General features: G+C 37.6%; 12 protein-coding genes. 7 read left to right on the forward strand and 5 right to left on the reverse strand.

What is annotated here, in order from left to right:
* Window positions 1-4 precede the first annotated feature (4 nt).
* The 5 genes from MKZ18_RS03180 to MKZ18_RS03200 all read right to left on the reverse strand — a co-directional run bounded on the left by MKZ18_RS03180 (window position 5) and on the right by MKZ18_RS03200 (window position 5,244).
* Complete coding sequence (locus tag MKZ18_RS03180) at window positions 5-217, reverse strand: DUF5342 family protein (protein WP_025907807.1); 213 nt, start codon at window positions 215-217, stop codon at window positions 5-7.
* A gap of 74 nt (window positions 218-291) precedes the next feature.
* Window positions 292-1,449, reverse strand: a complete 1,158-nt coding sequence (locus MKZ18_RS03185) for a YheC/YheD family endospore coat-associated protein (protein ID WP_061784693.1) — start codon at window positions 1,447-1,449, stop codon at window positions 292-294.
* A complete protein-coding gene (locus MKZ18_RS03190; protein ID WP_025907806.1) occupies window positions 1,446-2,804 on the reverse strand; it encodes a YheC/YheD family endospore coat-associated protein in 1,359 nt (452 codons plus the stop codon). Before MKZ18_RS03190 ends, MKZ18_RS03185 begins: the two co-directional genes overlap by 4 nt.
* 4 nt (window positions 2,805-2,808) lie before the next feature.
* Window positions 2,809-3,891, reverse strand: a complete 1,083-nt coding sequence (locus MKZ18_RS03195) for a YheC/YheD family endospore coat-associated protein (protein ID WP_025907805.1) — start codon at window positions 3,889-3,891, stop codon at window positions 2,809-2,811.
* 18 nt (window positions 3,892-3,909) lie between these two features.
* Window positions 3,910-5,244, reverse strand: coding sequence for a YheC/YheD family endospore coat-associated protein (locus MKZ18_RS03200; protein ID WP_061784692.1), 1,335 nt, complete (start codon window positions 5,242-5,244; stop codon window positions 3,910-3,912).
* 104 nt (window positions 5,245-5,348) lie between these two features.
* On the opposite strand from MKZ18_RS03200, the gene MKZ18_RS03205 reads away from it, so the two are divergent.
* From MKZ18_RS03205 to MKZ18_RS03235, 7 genes are all read left to right on the forward strand, one after another.
* A complete protein-coding gene (locus MKZ18_RS03205) occupies window positions 5,349-6,482 on the forward strand; it encodes a DUF445 domain-containing protein (RefSeq protein ID WP_061784691.1) in 1,134 nt (377 codons plus the stop codon).
* Window positions 6,483-6,640: 158 nt separating this feature from the next.
* Window positions 6,641-6,985 (forward strand): YlbF family regulator, encoded by a 345-nt coding sequence (locus MKZ18_RS03210; protein ID WP_025907802.1) that lies wholly within the window; start codon window positions 6,641-6,643, stop codon window positions 6,983-6,985.
* A 385-nt stretch (window positions 6,986-7,370) separates the two neighbouring features.
* Window positions 7,371-7,733 carry a GntR family transcriptional regulator gene (locus MKZ18_RS03215; RefSeq protein WP_025907801.1) on the forward strand — a complete coding sequence of 121 codons (363 nt, stop codon included), beginning with the start codon at window positions 7,371-7,373 and terminating at the stop codon, window positions 7,731-7,733.
* 2 nt (window positions 7,734-7,735) lie between these two features.
* A complete protein-coding gene (locus MKZ18_RS03220; protein WP_061784690.1) occupies window positions 7,736-8,614 on the forward strand; it encodes an ABC transporter ATP-binding protein in 879 nt (292 codons plus the stop codon).
* Entirely contained in the window at window positions 8,607-9,311 is a 705-nt protein-coding gene (locus MKZ18_RS03225; protein WP_061784689.1) for a hypothetical protein, read from the forward strand. Before MKZ18_RS03220 ends, MKZ18_RS03225 begins: the two co-directional genes overlap by 8 nt.
* Window positions 9,312-9,442: 131 nt before the next feature.
* On the forward strand, window positions 9,443-10,321 hold the full coding sequence (locus MKZ18_RS03230) for a Cof-type HAD-IIB family hydrolase (protein ID WP_025907798.1): 879 nt from the start codon (window positions 9,443-9,445) through the stop codon (window positions 10,319-10,321).
* 263 nt (window positions 10,322-10,584) lie between these two features.
* Complete coding sequence (locus tag MKZ18_RS03235) at window positions 10,585-12,084, forward strand: coproporphyrinogen III oxidase (RefSeq protein WP_061784688.1); 1,500 nt, start codon at window positions 10,585-10,587, stop codon at window positions 12,082-12,084.
* The last annotated feature ends 88 nt before the right edge of the window (window positions 12,085-12,172 follow it).

The raw sequence follows: 12,172 nt of genomic DNA on the forward strand, positions 1-12,172 counted from the left end.
TTAACTAGTCTTGATAGACATGAAATAACATTAGTTCATGAATAAGGGAAGTAACTTCCTCTTGATTGATAGCGGGAGAGAGTTGATGTTTAAACTGAATTTCTCCTGTTTTTAGATAGTTCGCTTCGTAGTAAGTACCGCTTATATAAAAGGAGATAAACCATCCTGGCATTTCTTTTTGCTGATACAAAGGCTTGATTCGAAAGTGTGTAATCATAAAAAATCCCCTTTCTCATTTTCACTGCTTTTTAATAAGCTTATCATGAGAAGAGGAAATGGAAAGCAACTATTTTAAAAATTCGTTAATTTATAGAATAACCTTATCAGATGCTTAATTCCAATGGATCGAATGTGAGGTTCATCAAAAATCATCGGCTTTGCGTTGATTTCAAAGATATAATAATCACCGGTTTTTGTTCTTCCGATATCAAGCGAAAATTCTCCAACAAATTGAAAATGCTGATGAAGCTGCTGACCGCATGCATCTATTAGAGATGTTAAAAAAGAAGTGTCTATATCAAAAGGTAGCTCCTCAATAGATCTAAGAATTCCTCCATTTAATGTGTGAGTTGTTACACTCTGACGCTCGCTTTGTCTAACTCCGATTCCACTGATGATATATCGCTTCTTAAAGCGATTAGCTAGTATGCGAAGGTCATAGCGCATGTCTTGAAGGGTATCGGTTTCAATTGTTTCTTGGACAATGTAAGAACGAGTAGGGAGAGGCACATGTTCAAGGGAAGAATAAATCTTTTTTTGACGAGAGCTTTCATAGTGAATGCTTCCATCTTGAAGAGTTGTTAAGGTGAAAATTCCTCTCCCTTTGCTACCATGAATTGGTTTTAAGTAAACTTTTTGATGTTTTTTAAGCATAATACGTACATCTTCAATCGATAAAAGTAGCCGAGTATCAGGGAGGTGCTTTTGTGTAACGGTGTTTTTTGATAATAGCTCATACGTTTCCCATTTTGAAAAAAAGCTGGTGTTAAAAAAAGGAATATGAAGATGCTCGCTTTGAGACATTAATTCTTTAAGTTTTTCACGTTCGGTATAGCGATTGGGAAAGCGATTGTAGATAAAATCAGGAAGAGGAAGCGTGGCTTGTCGCCATTCACCGCTTATCTCCTCAAAATAAACACCATATACGTAGCGCTCATAGAACTGTTCAGGAGAAAATAAAACAAGGATTCCTCCGGTTGTCTGCAGCGCTCGATGGATTTCCTTGAAGTAGAGGTGTTGCTTCTGGTTCAAGCTGTTTAAAACAGCGCTGCTCGTAACAATCCCAATTATGGGACCTGCTTTATTTCCTCTAGTTCGCAAGCAAACGGAAGCCTCAGTAGGTTCAAGCTTAACAGGAAGCTCGATGTTTTGTGAACCCCATACGTAGGAGGAATGTGCTTCTTGATGATACCAAGTGTCGTCTGTTTTACTGTAAGAAACAGTAATCATGGATATGAAGCCTCAAGGGATAAAATGGCTTGCTTTGACAAGAAAATGGCATATTCTAACGACAGCTTTCTTGTATATTGATCTTCTTTTCGTAGAGATGGGTGTAAGAAGATAGAACGACCTGGTTTTGAGTTAGCTTCAAACATCCACACGTTTCCTCTCGTATCAACGCCGAAGTCGAATCCGATTTCACCAATAAGGCCTTCTACCTGGTGATCTAATGCTAAGCTGATGAGAAGAGCCGTACTTTCTAATAGCTTTTCTGTTTTCTTTCGTGTTTCTGGATTCGTAAAAACCCGCTGTAAGGATTCAATTTCCCCACCGTTTGTCATGTGCGTCGTGACCGTTTCGCCACCGCTAATTTTTGCTGCAATGGCAGATAGTTCCCATTCATTGTGTAAATTTTTATTCGTATGGACGCGAAAATCAACAATTCGGTTATCCTTTTTAAATAGTGGGATTGCTTGCTGTGCAATGTAGTGGTCGCGCTCGTTTGTTTTAAATATTTCATCGACTAAGACAGCTAACGAAGCATGTGTTTTTTTTATGAGTTTCTCTTCTTTAAAACAAATTTGATAAACGTGCTGAGTAGAACAATAAGAAAGTGTATAAATACCACGTCCGAGACTACCGTTTTTTGGCTTTAAATAGACTGATTCGTACTGTTCTAACATCTCAGACAGCTGCTCGAGGCTAGGTGCATCAATTGTATAAGGTAAGAAATTTCTTACCGCCGCATCTTTCTGTAGCAGGGTGTGGACCGTCCATTTGTTAAAGAAGTTAGGATTAAAGAGTGGAATTTGATATTCATCGGCTAATTTTTCTTTAATCGTTTGAAAGGCATCAAGGCTTTCTGTTTTTCGATTCGGTAATCGATTGTAAATTACGTTTGGAAGAGGAACTTCACGTTGTTCCCAGCCGTTTGATGTATAAAAATAACCTAAGATTGTGCCAGAATCCCATTGAATATGATGAATGCCAAATAAAAATGGAATTCCTCCCGTAATGGAAGCAGTTGACAAGAGCTTTGCAAACAATAAAGATCGTTTGCCGATTGGGCGTAATAACGAACCGGTAAATCCTGCTGATAGTATGCCGATTAAAGGACCGATATAGATGCTATGTTCATCGGTATAGATGTGAACATCATTATGGATAGGAAGGTGTAATAAGTCCAACAGGTTTTGTGAGATTTTGATTTCATTCACCGCTTCAGGGTCTTCGTAAACCTGACAAATAGAAGAAAACGTACCGAAATAAATAGTGTTTAGTTGATGATGATAAAGAGAGGATGGTACATAGAGTACATCCTCTTGTTCTGGTAACACTTTTAATTGAAAAAGTAAGTTCGTCATTGTTCTACTCCTTATGTTGAGATGAAGGTAAAGTAGCCAAATATGAGCAGTAGGCCATCACATTTTCATACATCTTTTCAGTAGATTCTGGAGTTGTTTCAATGATTGTTTTTCTTCCAGGCTTTGAATTTAAATCAAGAAGCCAAATGCTATAGTCTCTAGAGATACAAATATCTAAGCCAAGTTCAAAAAGAGAAGGGAGCTGAGCTTCTAGCACAAGCGGTATTCGTTCACATAAGCTGCTAATTTCATCTGTGATAAATGTAGCTTTATGAGGTGGAAGTCGCTTCATTAACTCTTCAAATGGTGAAATAGAAGCCCCGTGGCTAATATTTGTAATAAATGAGTCTTCTTTTCCTTTTCGAACGCCTCTTCCAATCTCATTCCAATCTCCGCTTGCATCTTTTTGCAATAAAACGCGAACATCAAGAGGAGAGTACTGAAGTGATAATAGTGGAATGAAAGGCTGAGCGAGATAAGTTGCATTTTGCATGATGTTAAATAGCCAAGCATGAAAATCCGCTAGCTGTGTGAACTGCTTTGTTTGAAGACCTTTTTTGGAATGAAAAGATGCTTCAATGATTCGAAAGCGTTGAACAAGCTTAACAATTCCTTTTCCTTGTGCACCTGCAATCGGTTTTAGAATAAGAGCGTCATGTAAGCGTAACAGCTGCGTTATCTGCTCTTCAGCCGTGATTTTAGTTGTCGAAGGAAGATAAGGAGACAGGTCATCATCTTTTATGAGCTCTGTGTAAACATCCCATTTATTTGGTAGACCATATCCAAGGAACGTAATCGTTGGATTTTGTTTCAGCCAGTTGACAATGGGTATAGCTTTTTTAGAGAGGGAATCACCGCGATAAAAGCATCGATCATAAATAAACATAGGAAGAGAGAATGTATCGTACTGCCACTCATTTATTTCTGAATTATATTTATATCCTGTTATTTTCTGCGATACCGGCTGAAGTTGAAAGGGAGTAAATCGATAAAATTCAATATTGTACGCAGCTGCGTATTTTGCAAGATTGGTTGCATATTCTACTTCCTGTTCGGGATGAATGGTAATAAAACCTAATGAAATCATAAGAAAGACCTCCTCATCTTAATGAAAACGTGTAATGGTAAGGCAATAATTCATAAGGGCTTTAGTGGATGGACGAATCGTTTGAGAAGCTTCGTCACTTTGTTTAGAAGGTTTTGTATTCACTTCAATAATCCAAGGCTGCCCGTTGGCATCAATAGCTAAGTCAATGCCAAACTCCGCATAAATTTCGTCTTGATATGGTAAATTAATACAAATTTCAAGCGCAATCTCTTTTAATAAAGCGATGATATGTTTAGCAGTATGCTCATCGTATAACGAAGTGAGTATATGTTTGGGTGAATAGATTTCTCCTCCACGTGCAACATTTGAAACAAAACAACCTCTTTGAGAAACTCGCGTTATAACCGATGTTACTTTCCATTTGGAGTGGGAGTGTTTGTGACAAAGGATACGAAAGTCAAAGGGGCACCCCTTATATGTTTGAAGGTCGATTCCTTCTTGGATAATAAACCCTTGTTTTTTTAACGTGTGAAATAAAGTTTCAAATATGTCGTGTGCAGAATCGTATTCTTTTTTATACTCGTGTCCAATCGTAGTATAATCAAGGTGATATTGCTCATTGACGTGCGCGATTTTAAAAATATGTTTACCTTGGCTACCGTGTATGGGTTTTAGAAAAATGGTTTGGTAAGATGATAGTGCATCCAATAGATCTTGCTTACACCGGAGCTGATACGTATCGGGTAAATAGGTGTTTAAGTGCACTGTTTGAGACAAGCGTTCGAACACCTTCCACTTGTTTAAGTAGTGAGCGTTAAAAAAGGGAATTTCATTTTCAATCGCTTTTGTAGTAAGCTCTTGAAATTTAGCCGTATGCTCCGTTTTTCGATTATGGATTCGGTTATGAATGACATTTGGTAGAGGTACATTTTGTAGTACCCAAGAATTATATTGAAGCGTATAGCCTTTTTTCGTTCCGTTAAGTAAATCATCTAGTGTACTGACATAAAAGAAGCAGTTTTCCAAATCGCTAAGAGATGCAAACTCTTTACAGAAGGTTGTTATACTTCCAAAGAGATCTAGCGATGACTTAATTTCCGTGACGACACAAATAACGGGACCAATTAATAGTTCCTCCTTAGATGGAGAAGAAAATCGTAGAACGGTTTCGTCTTCAAATAGCCCCCATTCTTGTAAAAGGGTTTTGCAACACATAATAGAGTAATCAGAGCTTGTAAATGGTATAATGCTTACTTCTTGGTGCATACGACCGAATGTGATGGTAATATGAGTATCGCAGCTAAGTTGTTGGCAAAGTCCCTGACTCATGTAGATCTGATTCTTACCCAGTTTTGACTGAGATGCTTTAATCATTACGCATGGAGGGTTCATAAATACGTCCTCATTTTTTAATTTTATAGGCGAATGCTGATATATGGTATGATTTGCAAAGAGAATATGTGAGAGAATTTGTTACAGAAAGGTCGAAGAAAATAATGGAACAGTTTATTACAATCATTATTATGGCCGTCATTGGGGCGGTCATCGGTGGTGTTACGAACCACTTGGCTATTAAAATGTTGTTTCACCCATACGAAGCCAAATATTTATTTAGGAAAAGAATTCCATTTACTCCTGGGCTTATTCCAAAAAGGCGAGATGAACTTGCTGTTCAGCTTGGGAAAACGGTGGTTGATCATTTATTAACACCAGAAAGTTTAAAGAGAAAGTTAAAAGATCCAGCCTTTCATCAAATCTTATTACGAATGGCAAATGACGGGCTTGAAAAGGTATTTACAACGAAGCAAACGTTAGCCGAGGTGCTTTACGCTATTGGTATTAAAGAAGCTCAAGATAAAACAAAGAACGCTGTTCGTAAGCTTGTAGAAAAGAAGTATATTGAGTTTATGACGAGCAAATCAGGTGAGTCACTTTCTTCTTTATTAAGTGAGGGAACAAAGCAAAAGGTAGATCAAGTCATTCCTGTTATCGCAAAGCAAATTTGTGAAAAAGCGGTGGAGTATTTTGAAAGCGAAGAGGGAAAACGTCGCTTAGAACGCATGATTGATGACTTTTTAATGAAAAAAGGGATGCTTGGAAACATGATTCAAATGTTTCTTGGAAATACAAAAGTCATCGATAAGGTCCAGCCAGAAATTATTAAGTTTTTCAAGCATGAAGGAACGAGTGAGCTTTTTGAAAGCTTGATTGAAAAAGAGTGGAAGAAGCTGCAAGAGAAGACGGTGGATGAAGCGGAAGAGTTTATTGGCAGAGAAACAATGTTAGAAGGCATTCAGAGTATTGTTGATCGAACTATATCGGTAGATACCTTATTTGCGAAGCCTGTTTCTGAGCTTGTGGCACCTGCTCATTCGTATGTGCAGAAGGTTGTTCCGGTAGTCGTTGAAAAAGCAGGGGATTTTTTAGTAGAGCGCATTGATTCGTTAATGAGCCAGCTTAAATTAGAAGATATTGTTCGTGAACAGGTAGAGTCGTTTTCAGTGGAGCGCATTGAGGAATTGATTTTAGGGATTTCAAAACGTGAGTTTAAGATGATTACGTATCTAGGAGCGTTACTTGGAGGGATAATTGGAGTGGTTCAAGGAGTTATTGCTCTGTTTATTGCTTAAGTATTTACTTCAAGAGAGAAAAAACGATCTTACTAATTGAGCTTTTACTTTATTTGATTGATTTTGAGAAATAAAGGTCTTAAGCTGAATTTCTCGCCATAATTTGTTATAGTAGTTGGGAAGATGATTATAGTAAAAAAATTTAGGAGGACGTTTATATGTCTGTAAACTTGTACGATGTAGCAAATGAATTAGAAAGAGCCATTCGTCAAAGCGACGATTATACAAATCTAAAGAGCCTGTATGGGGCTGTAAACAATGACGAAGGTTCAAAACAATTATTTGAGCGCTTTCGTACATTACAAATGGAGTTACAGCAAAAACAAATGACGGGTCAAGAGATTACGGAAGAAGAAGTTCAACGAGCACAGCAAACAGTAGCGATTGTTCAACAAGATGAAAATATCGCGAAGTTAATGGAAGCTGAGCAACGTATGAGCATGGTAATCGGTGAGCTAAACAAAGTTATCATGAAGCCATTAGAAGAGTTATACGCTGAATAATAGCTTAAAAAATCAAAGCGATTAGAACTAATTTTAGTTCTAGTCGCTTTTTTGTATAGAAGGAACACATGCAAAAAGGTTGATCTTCACTCCGGATTGCTTGCTTTCCACGGGGCGAGCGTTGAGCCTCCTCGTCACTACGCTCCTGCGGGGTCTCAAGCAGCCTCGCTAGTCCCATAGGAGTCACGCATCCTTCGTTTCAATCACCAGCTTCTGTTATAGGAAAAGAAGCACTCATCTTTGTACCTTTTTGCTAGAAGATAGGGGCTTGATCATGTACATGCAAAAATTTCAAAAAAATAACAGGAACTTATTTACAAATAAATACATATGTTATATAGTTAGTTACATTAGTAACTAACCAATTAACTTAGAAGGTGGTCGTATGGATTTTAAATTAAGAGAGGATCTGCCGATTTTCCAGCAGATTGCAGAGCAGGTTGAAACAAGTATTTTGGACGGATCCATTCAGGAAGGTGATCGCGTTCCTTCTACGAATGAGTTTGCCAAGTACTATCAAATTAATCCAGCCACTGCTGCTAAAGGGGTTAATCAGCTTGTTGACCAAGAGATTTTGTTTAAAAAAAGGGGCGTAGGGATGTTTGTAGCAGATGGAGCTAAGAGTATTATTTTAGAAAAGCGAAAAAAAGCATTTTTTAATCAATATATTGTCCCGCTAAAGCAGGAAGCTGAAAAGTTAGGAATTCAACTTGAAGAACTACAGTCTTTATTAAAGAGGGAGGAATAAGGGTGAATATTACGGTTGAACACGTTACAAAAACGTTTGGGGAGAAAAAAGCATTAAATGACTTAAGTTTAAGTCTAGAAGCTAATAAGATCTATGGTCTGCTTGGACGAAATGGAGCAGGAAAAACCACGCTTATGCAAATGCTAGCAGGACACATAACGCCAACTGATGGTGAGGTAAAAGTTGAGGGGCTATCACCTTTTGAAAATCGTGAGGTTTTGAAGAATATTTGCTTTATTAGTGAAAATAACAACTTCAAGAAAAAGCTTAAAATTAAAGATGTCTTGAAGGTGTCATCTCTTGTGTATCCAAACTGGTCACAAGAGGTTGCTAATGACTTATTAGCACGCTTTAATCTTAATGGCAAAATGAGTACCAAAGGTTTATCAAAAGGAATGGAGTCTGCTTTAGGTATTACAATTGGCTTGGCTAGTCAAGCACCGCTTACCATTTTCGATGAACCATACATCGGCTTAGATGCGTCCGCACGCTATTTGTTTTACGACTTGATTTTGGAAGCATATCAAGAAAAGCCACGAACGATTATTCTATCTACCCATCTAATTGATGAAGTAAGCAATTTATTTGAAGAAGTAGTCGTTATTCAAAAAGGACAGAAGTTGCTGCATGAAACAGCAGAAAATATGATGAATAAGGCTCTTCATATTAGCGGGAAAGAAGATGTAGTTGACGCTTTTATTAAAAACCAAAACGTCATCCATCAATCTGTTATCGCAGGTAGAAAATCAGCAGTGTTGTTTGGAGGACCATATAACCTTGCTGAAGTACGTGAGCATAGATTAACGATTGAGAGTATTAACGTTCAGCAGTTGATGGTTTATCTCACAGAAGAGAACAGGAGTGGAAAGCTTTATGTTTAAAGATACAAAAGCAATGCTGTATTATTTATTTCTTGATCATCGCTCGTCAATTTTAATCTTTTGGAGCATTTTTATTGGGAGCATCTTGGCTATTTTAACAATTACGACGGCTGCTGATACTTCTGTTATGGTCGTATCACCAAGCTTACCAATCCTTATTTTCTGCGGGATTGCAGGGTTTGTAATGGTGAAAGAGTCGCTACCTTTTTGTATTAAAATGGGCATGACGCGAAAAAGTTTTTTAACAAGCGTTTTTTTATTCAACATACTGTTAGCGGCGGGGATATCCATTATTCAAGCTTTTGTAAATGCACTATTTCGTCTAGTCATTGACATTACATCTACACAGGTCAGGATTTTTAGTACCATTGAAGCTACTACTATGAATTCTACTTGGTATAACCAACTTCTATTTGACTGCATTCTTTGTTTCTTTTTGCTATCAGCGGGGCTTTTGTTAGGAAGCGTCTTTTACCGAACGGGTTTGATTGGAGGAGTAAGTGTCATTGCTTTTCTATTTGGGCTGTTTTTATTTTCAACTACAAGAGACTGGATTGTTGAACTGTTTGTCACAATAAATGACTCGTTTCAGGTCACTCCTAACCTAGGTACAATATCGGTACTGGCCGTTTTAACAGTTATTCCAACATGGCTATTGCTCAGAAAAGCATCAACGATCTCTTATAACGTACGATAAAATCACATTTTAATCCCTTCTAATTATAGTCATATGCTCATATAACTAATTATCAAGTTTTTTTTTAATAAATACCAACGTTCTAACGTGGTAATAAGCTGAGAGACATCTGAGAAGGAAGGGATTTAACAATGACATATCGATTACTGGCGTTAAATATTGATGGTACCATTTTAAATAGTCAAGGCCGTATTACAAAAGAAACGAAAGAAGCAATTCAGTTCGTCAAAAATAAAGGCGTCTACGTTACGCTCGTAACAAATCGCCATTTTCCATCTGCGCGAAAGATTGCAAGGTCCTTGAAAATTCATCCAACAATGCTCATTACGCACAGTGGAGGGTTTATCGCTTCTTCCGTTGATAAGCCGGTATTAGACCGAAGATTAAGCGAAGAAAAAACGTTTAACCTTATTCAACTGTTAGAGAACTTTAACTGTCATATTCGAATTTTACATGAACGCTTTTCAATTGGTAATCGTGTCAAGCTTCCAAATAATATCGTGGCTAAAACGATGTTGAAAACAGGAGAACCACTTTTTTATCCTGTTCAGTTTGTAGACTCATTGGGAGATGCGCTAAGGGATGAGCCAGTATCGACTCCAAAAATTGAAGTGTATTTTGCAGATAAAAGAGAAAAGGAATATGCAGAACAAACCATTGCATCTGCGGTGAAGGACATTGAATGGTTTTCTTACCCCAACGAAAATCGATGCTACATTACGCCAAAAGGAGCGAATAAGGCATCGGGTATTCGCTATGTAGCAAGTCAACTAGGCATTCCGATGGAAGATGTCGTTTCAATTGGCAATTGCTATGATGATATCGAAATGATTGAGCAAGCCGGTATGGGTGTAGCTATGGGGCATTCGCCAACAAATCTCAAAATGCTGGCCGATTGGGTCACAAGGTCAAACAATGAAAACGGAGTGGCATATATGATTAAAGAGCTGTTTAGAAAACAGCAGCGATTAGGTTACTTAAACCAGCTTGATGGAACGAGACTAAACTAAGGCACAGAGGCTGGGACATAAGTATTTCAGTCAATCATCAATCCGAACTATTGGGAGGTAACGACTCTTTTATAGTTCGGATTTTTTGTTGATTGTGAAACCAATTTTAGAGAACTAGCGCAATGGAACGAACTAGTTATGATAACCTAAACATGTTAGAAAAGGCATAATTCGTTTTTTAATTTAGCAGCAATTGACCGAGTCATTGATGTTCTGTAAACTGATAGAAGCTTATCTATGTTTAAAATTGAAAGGTGATTATCGTGAAAATATATGTTCAAGGGTTAGAAGACGAACGATTTCTTCGACCGCTTCAGCTCATTTCTGACTTATTCTTTGAAGAGAGCGATGTTTCTTTTACTTCAAATCAAGAAGAAGACCTACAAATTACGTTTACACTAACTGTCAATGAGCAGATTTCAGCACATATTGCTTTAAAGGCTCGAGACCATGATAAAGTATATAAAGAAGAACTAACAAAGCCAAACTTAGTAGGTTTATCTGAAAAAGAACAGTTCAAGCAAGTGAAAAATGTTGTCCTCCGCGTCTTTTTATCTGTGCTCCAAGAATATACGAATATCGTACAAAAGTGGGGAGTTCTAACGGGAATTCGTCCAACAAAGCTTCTTCATATGAAGCTTCAAGCTGGAAAAACAAAAGAAGAAGCTCACCAGGAGTTGAAAGAGCAGTATTTAATTACGGACGATAAAATTCAGCTGATGCAGGATATCGTCGATCGCCAACTAGCCGCTGTTCCTGATCTTCATGAGTTATCTGGTGAAGTAAGCATTTATATTGGCATTCCTTTTTGTCCGACAAAGTGCGCATACTGCACGTTTCCTGCTTATGCGATTAACGGGCGTCAAGGTTCGGTTAATTCATTTCTGGGTGGCCTTCACTACGAAATGCGTGAAATTGGAAAATGGTTAAAAGAAAACAATATCAAAATTACAACTGTTTATTACGGTGGAGGGACGCCAACAAGCATTACTGCTGAGGAAATGGACATGCTGTATGAAGAAATGTATGAATCTTTTCCTGATGTGAAAAACATTCGTGAAATTACGGTGGAAGCAGGGCGCCCTGATACCATTACAGCTGATAAGTTAAAAGTGCTGCAAAAATGGAATATCGACCGCATTAGCGTCAATCCACAGTCGTATACGCAAGAGACGTTAAAAGCAATTGGGCGTCATCATACGGTTGAAGAGACGATTGAAAAATTCCATTTATCTCGTGAAATGAACATGAACAATATTAATATGGATTTGATTATTGGGTTACCAAATGAAGGCGTAACGGAGTTCTCACATACGTTAAAAGAATCACAGAAGCTGTTGCCTGAATCGCTGACGGTTCATACGCTTTCCTTTAAGCGTGCATCTGAAATGACGCAAAATAAGCGTAAATATAAAGTGGCTGATCGTTATGAAATCAGCCAAATGATGGATATGGCAACAGAGTGGACAAAAGAAAACGGCTATAAGCCTTACTATCTATATCGCCAAAAAAATATTTTAGGTAATCTTGAAAATGTGGGCTATGCTTTTCCAGGCCAAGAGAGTATCTATAATATCATGATTATGGAAGAGAAACAGACGATTATTGGATTAGGTTGCGGGGCTTCTAGTAAATTTGTTCATCCAAAGACAGGTGTGATTACGCGTTTTGCTAATCCGAAAGATCCGAAGTCATATAATGATGGGTTTAAGCATTATACAGAAGAAAAAATTAAAATTCTAACTGATTTATTCAATGTTTAATAGAAACTGCCGTGTATTTATTCCGAAAATACATGGCAGTTTTTTAATTTGCATAAAGAGAAGGAAATATGTCGAAGACGATTGAATA

The sequence above is a fragment of the Priestia sp. FSL W8-0001 genome, assembly GCF_038050335.1.
Taxonomy (GTDB): domain Bacteria; phylum Bacillota; class Bacilli; order Bacillales; family Bacillaceae_H; genus Priestia; species Priestia flexa.